General features: G+C 42.5%; 15 protein-coding genes. 3 read left to right on the forward strand and 12 right to left on the reverse strand.

Going from position 1 to position 18,012, the window contains the following annotated elements; all coding sequences use genetic code 11:
* Positions 1–124: 124 nt before the first annotated feature.
* On the reverse strand, positions 125–2,095 hold the full coding sequence (ftsH, locus tag I4V44_RS12390; protein ID WP_128867880.1) for an ATP-dependent zinc metalloprotease FtsH: 1,971 nt from the start codon (positions 2,093–2,095) through the stop codon (positions 125–127).
* Positions 2,096–2,437: 342 nt separating this feature from the next.
* Here ftsH and I4V44_RS12395 point away from each other — a divergent pair, with 342 nt between their 5' ends.
* On the forward strand, positions 2,438–3,919 hold the full coding sequence (locus tag I4V44_RS12395) for a DUF1846 domain-containing protein (protein WP_196002792.1): 1,482 nt from the start codon (positions 2,438–2,440) through the stop codon (positions 3,917–3,919).
* A 121-nt stretch (positions 3,920–4,040) separates the two neighbouring features.
* On the opposite strand, the gene I4V44_RS12400 is transcribed toward I4V44_RS12395, so the two are convergent.
* Complete coding sequence (locus I4V44_RS12400) at positions 4,041–4,784, reverse strand: glycerophosphodiester phosphodiesterase (RefSeq protein WP_025580173.1); 744 nt, start codon at positions 4,782–4,784, stop codon at positions 4,041–4,043.
* 66 nt (positions 4,785–4,850) lie between these two features.
* Positions 4,851–5,660 carry a carbon-nitrogen hydrolase family protein gene (locus tag I4V44_RS12405; protein ID WP_196002793.1) on the reverse strand — a complete coding sequence of 270 codons (810 nt, stop codon included), beginning with the start codon at positions 5,658–5,660 and terminating at the stop codon, positions 4,851–4,853.
* A gap of 177 nt (positions 5,661–5,837) precedes the next feature.
* Between I4V44_RS12405 and I4V44_RS12410 the strand changes: the two genes are divergently transcribed.
* A complete protein-coding gene (locus I4V44_RS12410) occupies positions 5,838–6,032 on the forward strand; it encodes a hypothetical protein (protein ID WP_118575296.1) in 195 nt (64 codons plus the stop codon).
* Between the two features lie 104 nt (positions 6,033–6,136).
* On the opposite strand, the gene galE is transcribed toward I4V44_RS12410, so the two are convergent.
* From galE to I4V44_RS12440, 6 genes are all read right to left on the reverse strand, one after another.
* Complete coding sequence (galE, locus tag I4V44_RS12415) at positions 6,137–7,153, reverse strand: UDP-glucose 4-epimerase GalE (protein WP_022380560.1); 1,017 nt, start codon at positions 7,151–7,153, stop codon at positions 6,137–6,139.
* 354 nt (positions 7,154–7,507) lie between these two features.
* Positions 7,508–8,626, reverse strand: coding sequence for a phosphotransferase enzyme family protein (locus I4V44_RS12420; RefSeq protein ID WP_196002794.1), 1,119 nt, complete (start codon positions 8,624–8,626; stop codon positions 7,508–7,510).
* 4 nt (positions 8,627–8,630) lie between these two features.
* The gene (locus I4V44_RS12425; RefSeq protein ID WP_161280917.1) at positions 8,631–9,557 is read right to left on the reverse strand and encodes a sugar phosphate nucleotidyltransferase; all 927 of its coding nucleotides are present in this window, start codon (positions 9,555–9,557) and stop codon (positions 8,631–8,633) included.
* 311 nt (positions 9,558–9,868) lie between these two features.
* The gene (locus I4V44_RS12430) at positions 9,869–10,747 is read right to left on the reverse strand and encodes a carbohydrate ABC transporter permease (protein ID WP_019160841.1); all 879 of its coding nucleotides are present in this window, start codon (positions 10,745–10,747) and stop codon (positions 9,869–9,871) included.
* Between the two features lie 13 nt (positions 10,748–10,760).
* Entirely contained in the window at positions 10,761–11,666 is a 906-nt protein-coding gene (locus I4V44_RS12435) for a carbohydrate ABC transporter permease (protein ID WP_196002795.1), read from the reverse strand.
* A gap of 246 nt (positions 11,667–11,912) precedes the next feature.
* Positions 11,913–13,157, reverse strand: a complete 1,245-nt coding sequence (locus I4V44_RS12440) for an ABC transporter substrate-binding protein (RefSeq protein WP_025580678.1) — start codon at positions 13,155–13,157, stop codon at positions 11,913–11,915.
* A gap of 260 nt (positions 13,158–13,417) precedes the next feature.
* Here I4V44_RS12440 and I4V44_RS12445 point away from each other — a divergent pair, with 260 nt between their 5' ends.
* Entirely contained in the window at positions 13,418–14,317 is a 900-nt protein-coding gene (locus I4V44_RS12445) for a helix-turn-helix domain-containing protein (protein ID WP_196002796.1), read from the forward strand.
* A gap of 40 nt (positions 14,318–14,357) precedes the next feature.
* Here the strand turns inward: I4V44_RS12445 and I4V44_RS12450 are convergent, their stop codons facing one another.
* From I4V44_RS12450 to I4V44_RS12460, 3 genes are all read right to left on the reverse strand, one after another.
* Positions 14,358–15,626, reverse strand: coding sequence for an ABC transporter substrate-binding protein (locus I4V44_RS12450; RefSeq protein WP_243280276.1), 1,269 nt, complete (start codon positions 15,624–15,626; stop codon positions 14,358–14,360).
* 204 nt (positions 15,627–15,830) lie between these two features.
* Complete coding sequence (locus tag I4V44_RS12455) at positions 15,831–17,174, reverse strand: sensor histidine kinase (protein WP_196002798.1); 1,344 nt, start codon at positions 17,172–17,174, stop codon at positions 15,831–15,833.
* Between the two features lie 33 nt (positions 17,175–17,207).
* Positions 17,208–17,876 carry a response regulator transcription factor gene (locus I4V44_RS12460; protein WP_055153383.1) on the reverse strand — a complete coding sequence of 223 codons (669 nt, stop codon included), beginning with the start codon at positions 17,874–17,876 and terminating at the stop codon, positions 17,208–17,210.
* Positions 17,877–18,012: the final 136 nt, after the last annotated feature.

Here is an 18,012-nt window from a genome sequence, read left to right on the forward strand (position 1 = left end):
AACTCTCCTCTATACAAAAAATCCTGCCCTGAACGCTTTTCGTATCCATGAGATATTACAGCGTAATTTCCTGTGATACGAAAACAGAGCCGGAAATTATTTCATTTCCGACTCTGTTATTGTATCACTGAATCTCTGGCTTATCCAGCGTTACTGTATTCTGTTTTTCCTCCGGAATTACCAGATCATCCAGATTTTCCGGAATCTCGATTCCACGCTCTACCGCATGGAAAATCTTCATAAATTCCTTACCTGTAATGGTTTCCCTGCGGATCAGATAAGCAGCAATCTTATCAAGTGCTTCTCTGTGACTGCCGATCAGTCTCTTTGCTTCTTCATAGGAATTATGCAGAAGTATCATCACCTCATGGTCAACCTCTGTGGCAGTGTCATCGCCGCAGTTTAACACTGCTCTTCCGCTGAGATACTGACTCTCCTGTGTAGCCAGACCCATAAGTCCGAATTTATCAGACATACCATATTGTGTAATCATGGCTCTTGCCACTTTGGTAGCCTGCTCAATATCATTGGCTGCCCCGGTTGTGACAGTATCAAATACCAGTTCCTCTGCTGCACGTCCGCCAAGATATCCCACAAGCATTGCTTCCAGTTCCTTCTTTGTATTGAGATATTTCTCCTCCTCGGGTACCTGCATTACATAACCAAGTGCCCCCATTGTTCTCGGCACAATAGTAATCTTCTGTACAGGCTCTGCATCTTTCTGCAGGGCGCTTACCAGTGCATGTCCTACCTCATGATAGGATACGATCCTGCGCTCCTGTGCACTGAGGATCCTGTCCTTCTTCTCTTTACCTACCAGAACTACTTCAACAGCTTCGAGAAGATCTTTCTGGGATACTGCGCTGCGTCCACTCTTAACAGCAAGGATAGCAGCCTCGTTGATCATATTAGCCAGATCCGAACCCACTGCCCCGGAAGTTGCAAGTGCAATGTTTTCAAAATCAACAGTCTCATCCAGATGTACATTTCTTGCATGAACCTTCAGGATCTCGATTCTTCCCTTCAGATCCGGTCTGTCCACAATGACACGTCTGTCAAAACGTCCCGGACGAAGAAGTGCCGGATCAAGAACCTCCGGACGGTTGGTAGCAGCCAGGATCAGAAGTCCCTTTGAAGTGTCAAATCCGTCCATTTCCGCAAGAAGCTGGTTCAGGGTCTGCTCGCGCTCATCATTGCCGCCGCCATAATGAGAATCTCGGCTCTTTCCGATTGCATCAATCTCATCAATAAAAATGATACATGGTGCATTCTTCTTTGCTTCCTCAAAGAGATCGCGGACACGTGATGCACCCACACCTACAAACATCTCCACAAACTCAGAACCTGACAGAGAGAAAAACGGCACATGTGCCTCTCCTGCTACTGCCTTTGCCAGAAGTGTTTTACCGGTTCCCGGAGGTCCTACAAGCAAAGCTCCTTTCGGCAGCTTCGCTCCGATGGTGGTATATTTGCCGGGATTATGCAGGAAATCCACCACCTCCTGCAGTGATTCCTTGGCCTCATCCTGCCCTGCCACATCCCTGAAAGTAATTCCTGTATCTTTCTGAATGTAGGCTTTGGCGCGGCTCTTTCCAACGCCCATCATTCCGCCGCCCTTATTCATGCGGCGCATAAATACCGTCAGAAGTACAAAGAGCAGAATCGTTGGCAGAAGCACACTGACCAGCATAGAAATAATTTCCCCTGCTGCATCCGGCTTCTTATACTCAAACTTGATTCCTGTTCCCTCAAGTCTCTCCGTCAGCTTATCTACTGACTCCATCTGATTGGCATAATAAACTTCTTCTGAAAATCCTGATGACTGATGTTTCGGCGTGATCGTCAGTGTATTTGACTGAAGCGTAACCTCTTTCACATCTCCATCATCTACCATCTCAATAAATTTATCATAAGTGATCTCACTCGAATTATCCTTGAGCATATTGGTAAACATGGCGAAACATACCAGAGTTACCAGGAGGCATACCAGAAAGGCCAGTATCGACTGATGATTCTTGTTCGGGTCCTGTCTGCCCGGACCTTTATTATTATCAGGACGATTGCCATTCGGATTGTTATCCATATGATTATCCATTTCATTCCTCCTAAACGTTATCGTTCTTATTATAAAGAGAATTATTCTATAAATCAACCGCGAGATTGTGAAATTTACGTTATATCTGGATTTCTGTTGCTGAAAACAGAATCTGTGCTTTTTCTGCAGCAACAAAATTTATTTATATTTTTCTAAATTTCTCTGTTACAAACCGTTCTTTTTGTAGTATACTATTGACAAACTGATTACTGCTCACTTCGTTCCCGGTAATGCGCTCCGCAATACACAGAATTTATGCTGACCGCATAAATTTGCGCTGTATGTCCCGGGATATTCTAAATGAGCAGTACTAAAAATGTGATGAGGAAAGGAAATGAACAAATGAAGATAGGATTTGACAACGACAAGTATCTGAAAATGCAGTCCGAACATATTCGGGAACGTATCAACCAGTTTGGAAACAAACTTTATCTGGAATTTGGCGGCAAGCTTTTTGATGACTACCATGCTTCCAGAGTTCTTCCGGGATTTGAGCCGGACAGCAAACTGCGTATGCTGATGCAGCTTTCTGATCAGGCAGAGATCGTTATTGTAATCAGCGCCGCTGATATTGATAAAAATAAAGTCAGAAGTGACCTTGGTATCACTTATGATGAAGATGTACTCCGCCTTATGGAAGTATTTACCGAGCGCGGACTTTATGTAGGAAGTGTCTGCATCACCCAGTATTCCGGACAGGAAAGCGCAGATGCGTTTAAGAAACGTCTGGAGAAGCTTGGAATCAAAGTATACGTGCTTTATCTGATCCCGGGTTATCCGAATAATACTTCCTTTATTGTAAGTGATGAGGGATATGGCAAGAACGATTATATCGAAACAACAAGACCACTGGTTGTCATCACTGCTCCAGGACCCGGAAGCGGAAAAATGGCCACCTGCCTTTCTCAGCTTTACCATGAATACAAGCGCGGTGTCAAGGCAGGATATGCCAAATTTGAAACTTTCCCAATCTGGAATATCCCGCTGAAGCATCCGGTAAATCTGGCATATGAAGCAGCTACTGCTGACTTAAATGATGTGAACATGATCGACCCGTTCCATCTGGAAGCATATGGTGAGACTACTATTAACTACAACCGTGACGTTGAAGTTTTCCCTGTTCTTCAGGCTATGTTTGAAAAGATCATGGGCGAGTGCCCTTACAAATCTCCCACAGATATGGGCGTTAATATGGCCGGTAACTGCATCGTTGATGATGAAGTCTGCAAGGAAGCTGCACGTCAGGAGATCATCCGCAGATATTATAAGAGCATGGAAGCTCTGGTTCGCGGAACAGGCCGCGAAGAAGAAGTTTATAAGATTGAGCTTCTGCTGAAACAGGCTCATGTGACCATCGAAGAACGCAAGGTGGTTCCTGCTGCGCTGAAACGTGAAGAAGAAACAGGTGCACCTGCTGCTGCCATGGAACTTCCTGACGGACGTATTGTTACAGGTAAGACCTCTGAACTTCTTGGTGCATCTTCAGCACTGCTTCTGAATGCACTGAAAGAACTGGCAGGAATCGATCATGACAAACATGTTATCTCTCCGGAAGCATTAAGACCGATCCAGGCACTCAAAACAGAATATCTCGGAAGCAAAAACCCAAGACTTCACTCTGATGAGACTCTGATCGCACTTTCCATCAGTGCCGCAGATAATGAAGATGCCAAGCTTGCCCTGCAGCAGATTCCGAAATTAAAAGGCTGCCAGGTTCATACTTCCGTACTTCTGTCTCAGGTGGATATCCTGGAATTCCGTAAGCTGGGTGTTGAACTTACCTGCGAGCCGAAATCTGAGCATGCTAAGAAACTGCAGAAATAATTTCTGAAATGGTTTTCAAATAGCAGCAGAAAACTCTGAAAATCCACAATATCTATATAATGATACAAGAAAGAATCCTGCCTGAACATATGACAGTTTCATATGAACAGGCAGGAATTTTTTATTTCTCTATAATCTCAATCGCTCTGTCCGGATAATTGGTAATGACTGCTTCTGCACCTGCGTCTTTTACCAGCTGGATGTGTTCTGGTTTGTTGGCAGTCCATACGTGCATTTTCAGTCCGGCACGTTTGACTTCTTCTATGAACTGTGGGTATTTCAGGTGATAAACTGCAGGGTGTACGGCGTTGATTCCGAGATTTTTGGCGTACATGGCTGGATTTACCCATCCGTCACTGAAAAGGATTCCGGTCTGTACATGGTCATTCAGCTGTTTTAACTGTAACAGGCTGTAATGGTTAAAGGAGGAATAGATCAGCTGGTCTTCCATGTTCATTTCTTTTACCAGTTTCAGGATTTTCCCTTCCATTCCCGGATAGAAGCAAATGCTGTTCTTTAGTTCGATGTTTACCATCATATCTGTGGTGCGCATGAGCTCCAGTACTTCTGCCAGAGTTGGAATGTGATAAATTCCTGATGGTTCTGCGGGTGTACTGACTTTTAATTCTTTCAATTGAGCCAGTGTCATATCTTTGATCAGTCCGGTTCCGTCTGTGACGCGGTCTACGTTTTCGTCGTGCATAACGATGAGTTCGCCGTCTGCGGAAGTATGTACATCCAGTTCGATTCCGTCTGCGCCCTGTCTGATGGCAAGTTCAAATGCTTCCAGAGTGTTCTCCGGTCTGTATCCGCTGGCACCCCTGTGTGCCCATACTTTTGTTGTTCTCTTTGTTGTTTCTGTCATTTTAGTATTACTATATCTGATAAATATGTTTGATCTATGGTCAGTCTGCGAAAAAAATGTGTTCTCCTATAAATGGTACATTTCAGATTTGCGGTGTTTTAATAATGGAAGCTGTTCTCTGATCTGATCTTCTTGATCCAGGTCCATTTCTTCTATTAAGATGCCTTCTTTCTCATCCAACTGTTTCATAACCTGACCCCATGGATCTGTTACAATAGAATGTCCCCAGGAAATATATCCTGCCTGTGTATCTCTGGCAGGAGCACATCCAAGCATGTAGATCTGATTGTCAAGGGCTCTTGCACGAAAAGTCAGTTCCCAGTGTGCCGGACCTGTGGTCATATTAAATGCTGCAGGGACGAAAATCATCCTTGCACCGTCCAGTGCCATTGTGCGGGCAAACTCCGGGAAGCGGATATCGTAGCAGATCATGACACCCATTTTTCCAAATTCAGTATCAAATACTGTGGCATGATCTCCCGAAGTCAGAGTATCTGATTCTTTAAAGTACTGGCCATTTTTTACATTGATATCAAAGAGATGAGCTTTTCTGTGCTTACCAATCTGTTTTCCATCTCTGTCAAAAATATAAGAAGTGTTGTAAACCTTTCCCACATCATCTGCTTCCGGCATGGAACCTGCGATCAGATAAATATGATACTTTCTGGCATAATCAGACATTGCCTGCCAGGATGGACCACCTTCTTTTTCTGCATAAACTGGAAAATTTTCGGTCTGATACGGACAGCAGAACATCTCCGGAAGAATTACAAAGTCCGGATTTTCCGCCTTTATTTTTTCTATATAAGTGCCGGCAGTACGGATATTTTGTATTTTATCTTTTACTGTGGGCATCTGAATTGCTGCTACTTTCATATGCGTCCTCTCCTTTCTTTTATCTATTATAGCCGAAAAAAACCACATCGCCAATCCTACATTAAAGTTGCTTCCAATATTTTTATATGCTATATTAAAAACAAGCCGAAACATATCTGCTTCTACCAAAGATAAAAATTCTAAATATCCCGGAAACCCCGGAAAAGGAGCATTTCTTTGTTTCAAATCACATATTCTAAAAAGGCTGAAAAAGTCTGGAACTTAATTCAGGCATCATTTATTTTGTCCGACGTTGAAGAAATAGAACCAGACCCAGAAGAATTGGAAGCACTACGCCGATATGAAGCTGGCGAGCCTGATTATCAACCATCCATCTCTGCTGAAAATCTGAAAAGAGAACTAGGATTATAATTTAACAACATCCCCCACGCATGAACATTCCTTCCATGTGTGGGGGATATTGATTTTCCGCAGGTAAGTTGCTAAATGCACCTGCATTCAGTTGATTTAATTAATTATTCTTCATAACCATTCGGGTTATTGGACTGCCATCTCCAGGAGTCTGCACACATTTCTTTAATACCGTTTTCGGCTTTCCATCCCAGTTCTCTCTCTGCTTTGGAAGCATCGGAATAGCAGGTTGCGATATCGCCTGGACGACGTGGCTTGATCACATATGGAATTTTAACACCTGTAGCAGCTTCAAAATTCTTCACAATATCAAGAACACTGTAGCCTTTTCCTGTACCAAGGTTGTAGATACTTAATCCGGAATTATCTTCGATTTTCTTAAGAGCTTTTACATGTCCTTTTGCAAGGTCAACTACGTGAATGTAATCTCTCACACCAGTTCCGTCCGGAGTATCATAATCATTTCCGAATACCCCAAGTTCTTTCAGTTTACCTACTGCAACCTGTGTGATATATGGCATCAGGTTGTTCGGGATTCCGTTTGGATTCTCTCCGATAGTTCCGCTCTTGTGAGCACCGATCGGGTTAAAGTAACGGAGAAGAACTACGTTCCATTCCGGATCTGCTTTCTGAATGTCTGTCAGGATCTGCTCAAGCATGGATTTTGTCCATCCATATGGATTTGTGCACTGTCCTTTCGGGCACTCTTCTGTGATCGGGATAATTGCCGGGTCTCCGTATACAGTTGCAGATGAGGAGAAGATAATGTTCTTTACATTATGTTTTCTCATGACATCTACCAGTGTTAAGGTTCCTGCAATGTTATTTTCGTAATATTCCCAGGGTTTGGCAACGGATTCTCCAACTGCTTTCAGACCTGCGAAATGAATACAGGAATCAATATCTTCTTTATCAAAAATTTCATTTAAAGCATCGCGGTCCAGGATGTCTGCTTTGTAGAATTTCACTGGTTTGCCTGTGATCTTGGAAACTCTTTCCAGAGATTTCTCACTTGCATTGCTTAAGTTATCCAGAACTACAACATCATATCCTGCGTTCTGCAATTCTACAACTGTATGGCTTCCAATATAGCCTGCTCCACCTGTAACTAAAATTGCCATAATAATTCCTCCTAACCTGTCTTCCTGCTACAATACCTGTTTTTTGCAATTTCTGTTTTTTTCTCTTTCAACAATACCTATATTAGTTCACAGTATCAGAAATATCCTTGATAATTCTGAGTGTAATCTATAAAATTCTGCGATATCCTGTTTCACATCTGCAAAATTTACCTCTGTATTTTACAGCACCCTATATTCAGAACTGTAAAATACCGTTGCCTGGCACGTCATGTATTGTAGAAAATCCTGCGAAAATATGATTTCTCTCATATCCCCGCAGGATAATTCTATCCGAATCAGTTCATAAACACAAGTCTTTATGGACATGTACGTTTTTTTATACCTGTTTATACGTTACTGTTCATTCCGTTCACAGTAACGTTTATACTTATTTACAATCTCTTTCATCCGGGAAAGTTTTTCTTCCATGTCTTTCACCAGTTTAAACTGTGTTCTGCAGCGATCCAGATTATGTCCCTCTCTGTGAATCTTGAAATAATGATCTCCCTCCAGATAGTCTGTGAGGAAACGCATTCCACATTCAAAGGTCATAAGGATTGCTCCCATGGGAAGCATATCCAGTTCTGTCTCAGTCAGCGCACCGCCACAGCCTTCAATGAAGCCTTTGACATAAACTTCATACAGATGAAGATCACAGGACACCTTCGTCAGATCTTTCTCATCCTCTGCTCCGGTACTTGCGCCAAAGCGGATAGAATCACCGAAATCATTTACGGAAAGTCCCGGCATTACAGTATCAAGATCAATCACACAGATGGCTTTTCCCGTTGCATTATCGATCATAATATTATTCAGCTTGGTATCATTATGTGTAACACGCAACGGCAGCTTTCCCTGATCCTGCATATCGCACAGGACATGTGCCAGTTCTGTGCGGTCCAGCACAAACTGAATCTCTTTTTCCACATCTGCTGCTCTGTGACATATATCTTTTTCCACAGCAGTTTTAAACTTATCCAGCCTGTCCACCGTATTATGAAAATTTACGATGGTCTCATGAAGCGTTTCTGCCGGATAGTCTGCAAGCAGCCTCTGGAAATGTCCGAAAGCAACTGCACTCTGGTAAAAATCTTCCTCATCTTTTACCATGTCATAGCATGTGGCATCTTCAATGAACAAATATACTCTCCAGTATTCCCCGTCCTCATCTACATAATAAGGAAGTCCATCCTTTGTCATCACAAGATTCAGAGTCTCTCTATCCACATCTCCACCGTTTTCCTGAATCTTTTTCTTCAGCCAGGCAGTGACACCGCTGACATTCTCCATCAGTTCTATGGGTTTGGTAAAAATACTCCTGTTCATTTTCTGAAGAATATAATGTTTGCCTGTACCGTAAGTCAGTCGGTAAGTATCATTGATATGTCCGCTTCCATAAGGAACACATTCTGTCAGATTATCTTCCAGAACAAATGCACTGGTGATATTCTTTATCTCCCGGTTAATTTCCACTCAATTATTCCTCCCATAATCTCTGTGGATACAGCCCTCCATCTTTTAAATTCTGAATGGCAGCTACTACCACAGGTTTATCTTCTTTGTAGGTTACGCCATACCATTTATCCATAGATTTCAGAACCTTTACAGTTGCTCTCTTCTCACCGAGAAGTTCATCTACTACAAATGGCAGGAAATATTCACATTTCAGCGGGTTTACTTTCAGATTCTCATCCAGGAATTTAGGGAATCTGTCTTTCAGCTCTTTTAGGATACTTGCGGAAAATCCCCACATATTCATGGATACTGTACTGCCTTCCGGAAGCATAGTCCATGTTTTTCCATCGTCTTCTGTATAAGCTGTGCCGCCGTCATGCTTTTCGATATGGGTACGCTCGTTGATCTTAAGAAGATGTCCTTCTTCATCTGTAACGCACACACCTCTTGCCACATGGCCATTCTCTGTCAAAGTATTTTCCAGTTTATAGCCGACCATCATATATCTGTAAATATCTGCGGTATCTTCGTTCTCTGTCAGGAAATCATATGCCATCTTAAATGCATGGCTTCCATAATAGTCATCTGCATTGATTACAACGAATGGTCCGTCGATTTCATTGATACAGCTTAATACGGCATGTCCGGTTCCCCATGGTTTCACACGTCCTTCCGGTACTTCATAGCCTTCCGGAATATTGTGAAGATCCTGGAAAACATATGATACTTCCAGCTGATTGCTGAGGCGGTCACCGATGGCGCTTCTGAAGTCTGCTTCATTTTCTTTTTTGATAATAAATACTACTTTTTGGAATCCGGCCTGTACTGCATCATAAATGGAGAAATCCATGATGATGTGTCCCTCTTTATCCACCGGATCGATCTGTTTCAGACCGCCGTAACGGCTTCCCATACCTGCTGCCATAACTACTAATACTGGTTTCTTCATAATTTTTTTCCTCTTTTCTTTAAATGTTTTTCGTTACTCTCAGATTACCTGGTAACTTTTTACATTCATCTTATCATACTATGATTTCGAGGTCAAAACGTGTTACATAATACCTTTCACAATCGCAAACGTTACTGTTCACTCCGTTCACAGTAACGTAGCCAAAATTCATTCCAGATTGCCTGCGGCAATGGAATTTTGGCTTGTATGTCTCGGGATTTTGGCATATTCATGCCAAAACACCTCGCGGGATAGTGGTGTGTGAACAGTAACATCGCAAACAATTGTTATTGTCCTGCTGTCCTCTAATATTATCCCTTAATGCCACCGGTAACACCACCGATGATCTTCTCAGACAGGAAAATATACAGAATAAATGTCGGCAGGAATACAATGATCACTGCTGCAAACATTCCGGCCCAGTCACCTGTATATTTCATGGAGTTGATCATTCCATAAAGTCCGGGTGCAACAGGTTTCAGCTTATCCGAGCTTGCGAAGATCAGTGACAGGAAATACTCGTTCCAGATATTAATAAAGTTAAAGATTGTTACTGTTACGATTCCTGACTGTGCCATGGGAAACATGATTTTCCAGAAAGTACGCATGGGAGGGCATCCGTCGATTGCTGCCGCTTCCTCATAGGTCCTGGAAATATTGCTGAAAAATGTAAGCAGAAAAATGGTCGTATAAGGTACATTAATTCCTACATACAATATGATCAATACCGTTCTTCCTGCAGCCACATTATTCAGGATTCCCATACCGGAAATAATGCTGAAAAGGGGAAGAACAACCATGATTGCCGGAACACCCATGGCAGATACGAAGCTGGTCTGGATAAATTTGTTTGCAATAAAATCAAATCTGGACAGTACATAAGCTGCAGGTGCACACACCAGAATCAGTATTGTGCAGGAAATTACTGAATAGATCAGAGAATTTCCGAAGAAGCCTGCAACTCCGGCCCCGTTCCATGCTTTTGCATAATTTTCAAAATGTAATCCGGACTCAAACTTCAGGGCTTTTCCCTGGAAGATTTCTGCTGTTGTTGAAAAACTTGCCCCGAATACCCATCCCAGAAGCGCAATGGTAAAGATTACCCAGAGCAGCAGGATGATGTATCCCGGCAGGAGTTTGACTTCTTTTTTCAGATTAAAGGGTCTACGTGCCTCTTTTTCTTTTGCCATTTCTCATCCCTCCTTAGAATTCCAGATCATCATCTTTGATCACTCTGTTGCAGATTGTAAATACAATGACTACGCAGACACTGAGCAGTACACCGATGGCAGCTCCCAGACCTGCATTTCGTTCTGTAACTGTATTGCCGCCGCCAAAAATCTGCATATACATATAAACATAAGGGGTAATTGTCTGTGTGTCTGCAGTTACTGTGGAGAAAAGCTGTGACCATACAAAAAAGCCTACACTGCTTACAGACCACATGGTAATGTTTGTCTTAAATACTCCCTTTAACAATGGAAGTGTCATGTAACGGAACTGTGCCGGTTTGGTCGCTCCGTCAATGGTTGCCGCCTCATAATATTCAGGGCTGATACGCTCAATACCGCTGAGCCAGATCAGCATATGGTATCCAACCATTCCAAAACAATATGCAAACAACAGTGCCCAGAATTTGTGGTCATTATCCAGGAACTGGATCTTTGCCAGATTGTCCAGATGCAGTGCTGTAAAAAGATCTTTCAACAAGCCATATCTTGGACTGTATACATACTGCAGCCACATAGTAGCAAGTGCTACTGCACTGACAATATTTGGCATATAAATGATCGCGCGGAAAAATTTCTTTCCTCTGATTCCACTGGTAAGAATAACTGCAAATAAAAGAGACAGGCTCATTACCACCAGACCGCCGATCAGCCAGATACGAAACAGGTTAAAAAATGAAGTCTTAAATAAGCTGGTACTAATCAGCTTTGTATAGTTGCCAAATCCTACAAATTTCCATAAATCCATGGAATCTGTAACTCCGTCGATCTTGAAAAAGCTCATGATCACTGTTCTGATGATCGGATACAGAAAGATTCCCAGAAACAGCAGAACTGCCGGAGTCAGAAATACAACGATCATCGTTTTATTCTTCTTCAAATAAATACCTCCTCTGTAAGTAATACCACATCTACGGATTGCTACGCTTCGCTCCCGCAATCCTCCAGCCATTCGGAATCCGCTGATTTACTTCGTAAATCGCTACTTCCTCATGTCTGGCGGTTTCCAAGTCTAAAAGTCTTATCGTGCAAGCACGAACGACTTTTTGCCTTTGAAACCTGGATATTCAAAAAGACAGATGGCGGCAGCGTAGATACGATGCCACCATCTCTATAAATTCTTTATTTATTTCGCTGCGTCCTGCATAGTGGAAACAAATTCATCTGCTGTAATGGAACCTGCCATTAATTTGATAAAGTTTTCTTTGATAACCGGAGTCATATCTACGTTGGATTCTACACCGCATGCCCATGTGAAACGGTTTGTGCTCTGCTCAATAACAGGTTTTGCACACTCAACCATTGCCGGCCATTCTGTGTTTGTTGTATCAGCCGGGATACCTACAGTTTCATCTGCAAGTTTCTGGTCGTATTCACCTTTTGTAAGGAATGTGATCAGATCAAATGCTTCTTTTGCAAGTTTTGTATCTTTGTTAATACCAAATACCTGTGCACCAAAGTTGTTTGTTTCGATTCCGTTTGCTCCGTCTGTAAGTGCCGGATATGCAAAGCATCCCCAGTGGAAGTCAGGACCTGCCATCTCTTTTACTTCGTTTGGTAACCAGGAGCCATTCAGATACATTGCAGCTGTTCCAAGTGCAAGCTCTGTGTTCTGACCTGCAGGCCATACGTTGGAACCAACCATCTCTGAATAATATCCGTTAGATGCAAGTTCTTCGATATCCTGTGCCATCTGAAGAACTGCAGGATCATCCCATTCACCTTCAGTTACGATCTCTTTTACTTTATCTTCGCCAACCAGTCTTGCAAGATGATATCCGATCACACATGTTGCATAGGCATCATCCATAGTCATTGGTGTGATTCCTGCATCTTTTAATTTCTGGCATACATCTTTGAATTCATCCCATGTCTTCGGTTCTTCTGTGATTCCTGCCTGCTCAAACAGATCTTTGTTATAGAAGAAAGCAAATACGTTTGGCTGATATGGAATTGTTTTTAATGTGCCGCCGCCGGCATCACGGCATGCTGCCATCAGACCTGCGTTTGCAGTTGCTTCATAGTCATTCTCTTTCGCAAGGTCTTCCAGATCCAGAAGATATTTACCGTACATTCCGTTTACACGGTCGATATCTTCGTCAAAAATATCAATCTGTGTGCCGCCGTCCAGTGCAGGCTGAAGTGCTTCACGGTTTCCGGTACGTCCCTTAAACTGAAGGTCTACCTTAACTCCTGTCTGTTCTGTATAAGCGTCAACTGCTTCCTGAATCACCTGTCCCTGTGGCTCTGTAGCTTCCCACATTGACCAGTAAACTAATGTGTCATCTGCTGCCTGAACAGTGAAAGCCGGTGCTGCAAGTGAACCAACCATAACCGCACATAATGTTGCACTAAGCATCTTTTTCTTCATACCCATAACCTTTTTTCCTCCTTTGTCGGTTTTGACATTTTGTCTTCTTTTTTCTCTCTTTTCGCTCTTTTGTTGAATTTCAACAATTATTTCTTTTGGTAGTTCTTATTTTATCATTTTTGCACAAATAGTATTTGCACAAACGTCCATTTCTTTTGTACAAAAATTCATTTTCAACTGGTTTTTCATCTGTTTTTGTTGTATACTTATACACAACAACCATATTGCAGTTTTCGGACAGGCTAAGGGAGGTGGCAGTAATGGCTTTTGAGAGTATGTATCTGGAAGAAGATATTCATATTGACCGGATTTATACAATCCACTATTTTGAATACAAAAGCGATTTTCACTTTGCAGGAGAACGCCATAATTTCTGGGAATTTCAATGTGTAGATAAGGGAAAGGCAGAAATAGAGACAGATAACGGTATCTACCATCTGACAAGCGGACAGCTCATCTTTCACAGACCAAATGAATTTCATAACCTTATTGCCATAGGAAATACCGCACCTAATATTGTGGTAGTTTCTTTTGAATGCGATTCTCCATGTATGAAATTCTTTGAGAAAAAATTGCTGAAACTTTCTGATTCTGAGAGAAATCTCATGGGAATGCTAATTGCCGAGGCACGCCGCTGTATCAAAACCCCTCTGGATGATCCTTATACAGAAAAGATGGAAAAGAAAGAAAATTTTTTGTTTGGTTCTCAGCAGCTTATCCGTATTTACCTTGAGCAGATGCTGATCTACATGATCCGGAGAAATTCTTCTCCTCCCATGACTGTACCTGTCAGCCAATTTGTGAATCTGAAAAATAATTCCGCTGTCTATAAGCGTGTCATTGCTTATATGGAAGACCACATCCGGGAAAATATTACACTCTGCGATCTGTGCCATGACAATATGATCGGACGCTCCCAGCTTCAGAAAATATTTCAGGAACAACATCAGTGTGGCGCCATGGATTTCTTTTCCCGGTTAAAGATCGCCTATGCCAGACAACTGATCCGCGAAAACCAAATGAACTTCACACAGATTTCAGAATTTCTGGGATACTCTTCCATCCATTACTTTTCCAGACAGTTTAAAAAAATTTCCGGAATGACACCCACAGAATATATCACATCAATAAAGGCGCTCTCAGAACGAGAGCGCCAGTAATACCAGACCAATATTTTCATAATGTTGAACAGCCTTTTTCTTATTTCATATTGCTGAGATTCTCTATAAATTCATCCGATGTTTCTTCTAATCTTGTAAGCTTCAGAAGTTCGCTTTGTATCTGTTCTTTATAATCCGGATCTGCCTCCAGACCTGCAGCCCACATGTACGGCTTTGACATCTCTTTCATATACGGTACTGCATCTGCCAGCACTTCCGGCCATTGTGTATTGTCCGTATCTGCCGGGATGGAATTAACCGCATCTGTCATTTTCATATCTGTTTCCCCGGTACAGATGGAATATGCAAAATCAAAAGCTTCCTGTTTCATCTGCGAATCCTTCGTGACTCCAAATCCCTGTGCTCCCACCATAACACCTTCTGTGCCGTCTGTTCCGGCCTTTACTGCAGGCCATGGAAAAAATCCCCAGGAATCATCAGATTCTGTAGCTTCTGTCACTTCATTCGGAACCCAGGAGCCCTGTAGCACCATGACTGCCTCGCCATCTCCCACTTCATCCTGACCTTCCGGATGCTGTGCCGGTGCACTCTGACTCATATATCCCGCAAAAAACAAAATTCTGATATCATCTGCCGCCTCTTTTGCCTGCGGAATCTGTGACCAGGTACAGTTACGGATCAGATGCTGCACTTTCTCCTGTCCAAGGTATCTGGCAAGCTGATATCCATACAGAAGATTCACATACTCTTCATCGCAGGTCATGGCACTAAGGCCACTGTCACTGTTTTTAATCTTACGGCATACTCTGATCAGTTTCTCCCAGGTATCCGGGATATCCTGTTCTGTAAGTCCAGCCTCTTCCCATAAATCCTTATTATACCAGACGCCTGTGATATAAGGCTGATACGGCATTGCAAGCAGTTCTCCATTTCCCCAGTTCTTCACCTGCTCCAACAGTACCGGCATAATATGCTTCTCATAATCCACAGTATCTGCCATTCCTTTTAATTCTGCCAGATAATCCCTGTGTTCCTGAGCCATCCTCTGATAATCATCATCAAAAAGATCAATCTGTTCTCCGGCATCCAGGGCAGGTTCTATCAGAGACCGGATTCCTCTGCCCTTCCACTGAATCTCTACAGAAATACCTGTTGCTTCTTCATAAGCTTCTGCTGCTTCTCTGATCACATCTGCCTGTGGTTCATCTTCTTCCCACATGGACCAGTATACAATACTCTGTTCCGGAATTTCTGTGATTTCATCTGATGCTGATACAGTAACCGCTCCTGTTGCGAACAGCATTGACAAACAGCTCATACCCGCTGCAATGCTTCTCCATTTTTCCATACTGAAAATACCCTCCATTGTACCTGCTTTTACATGGATAACTGTCTGATTTTATTTTCTCCAATAATCACTTGTCTGTCAATCCCCAAAATTTATACATTTCTAACAACCATGTCGAATACTGTTCACTCTCTTTTCAACACCAAACAAAATTATCCGTTTCACTACGCAGGCTCTACAACGAATAACAGCTCCGCAGGAGGTTTACTTAGTTTGATCAAACAGGATTTCCATCTTCGTTCCCTTACCCGGCTCACTGTCCAGAAGAATCTTCGCATGATGCAAAACTGCGCCATGTTTTACAATAGAAAGCCCCAGACCTGTACCTCCGGTTTCACGTGAATGACTCTTGTCCACTCTGTAAAAACGCTCGAAGATTCTCTGCTGTTCGCTTTCCGGAATACCTATTCCATTATCCTCCACACGAAAGTACGGTTTCCCATTGAGTTTTCCCACAAAAACCTTTACGTCTCCACCATCCTGGGTATAGCGGATGGCATTATCTGTGATATTGTAGAACATTTCATATAGTACATGGCGTACTCCCTGCATCTGTGCAGATTCGCCTGTATATTCCAGATTAATCTTTTTCTTTGCTGCCCTGTTCTGCAGATTGTTAATCACATCTTCCCCAAGCTCTCCGATATCAACCTGTTCAAACATAGTTTCTCCGTTCTTCTCATCCAGTCTGGAAAGCTGAATAATATCTGCAACCAGATTGGATAAACGCTCGGACTCATGAAAAATCCTGCCGGAAAAATCCTGCATCTTGTCCGGCGGTACCATTCCATTCATCATAAGCTCCGCATATCCGGAAATGGACATTAACGGCGTTTTCAATTCATGAGAAACATTTGCGGTAAATTCTTTTCTTGCACTCTCTGCGTTCTTCAGATCTTCCAGTTGTTTCTTAATCTGTCGGTTCTGCTGATCTAGCCGAAACAGTAACGGTCTCAGTTCTTCATAGCAGACATTGTCCAGCGGCTTTTCCAGATTAATCTGATTGATCGGTTCGATGAGCTTTTGTGTCTGGTTCTGTACCAGAAAAAACTCGATCACAAAGATCACACATACCAGTCCTCCAAGCAGCAAGAAACTGGATAGCATAGTCATCAGAAGACTGTCTGTTGTCCTGGCTACTCTAAGAACCTGAGCATTTTTTAATTTTATTGCATAATAGAAAGTCTGTTTTGACAGGGTATCAGAATATCTGACCATTTCACCGAATCCCTTTTTCTCAGCTTCAATAAACTCTGGTCTGTTGCTGTGGTTTTCCATTTCAGAAGGATTCTCAATGCTGTCAAACAACACATCACCATCTTTTCCCAGAAGAGTGATGCGGCTGCTGGTGGCATCCCCTATCTTATCTGTAAGAAAGTCCTGACCATCTTCTTCCAGACCTGTTTTAATGTATGCAGCTTCGTCTCTGACACCTTGTTTCATATAAATATCATATCTGTTATACATGACAGTTCCTGCTGCCAGGAATGTAAGTACTACGGATAAGATAATAAGTAAACTGGTGTGACTGAATATTTTATGCTTCATTTTTCCACTCCTGTTTTTCGTCTGTTTTATCTATTATGCACCGATCCTGTATCCCACACCCCGGATCGTTTCGATCAGATTTCCTGCCTCGCCAAGTTTCTGGCGCAGGGTTCTCACATGGACATCCACAGTTCTGGTTTCACCGTCAAAATCATATCCCCATACATGACAAAGAATCTGATTTCTTGTCATAACAAGTCCTTTATTTTCCAGCAGATACTGAAGAAGTTCAAATTCTTTTCGGGTAAGATCGATCTTTTCTTCCCGGTAACGCACCTCATGACGTCCTACATTCAGATAAAGCTCGTCGTAATGCAGTTCCCTGTCTTCATTCTGACGGGTACTTCGTCTGAGAACTGCTTTTACTCTGGCAACAAATTCCATCATACCGAAAGGCTTGGTAATGTAATCATCGGCTCCGCCTTCCAAACCTTTTACTTTGTCAAATTCCGCTTCTTTTGCAGTAACCATAATCACCGGCACATCCTTTACAGACGGCATACTTTTCAGCTGTTCCAGAATGGTATAGCCATCATCTCCCGGAAGCATGATATCCAGCAGGATCAGCTCCGGTATCTCTTCTTTCAGCGCTTTCATCAGTTCATTGCCATTACCAAACCCCCTGGCTTTAAATCCTGTTGTTTCCAGTGTATAAATAAGAAGCTCCCTGATATTCCGCTCATCTTCTACACAATAGATCATTCTGCTTTGCCTCCCCTTTATTTATCACCTGCTTTGTCGTCACAAGTGTATTTCTTTTTTCAGTATACTTATTTTTTTATCCCTGTACAAGTAGATATCCGGCATCTGCTTCATTTCTTTAAAGCAAAAATCCGGC

The sequence above is a fragment of the Blautia sp. 1001283B150304_161114_C9 genome (assembly GCF_015668165.1).
GTDB classification, from domain to species: Bacteria; Bacillota; Clostridia; order Lachnospirales; family Lachnospiraceae; genus Blautia_A; species Blautia_A wexlerae.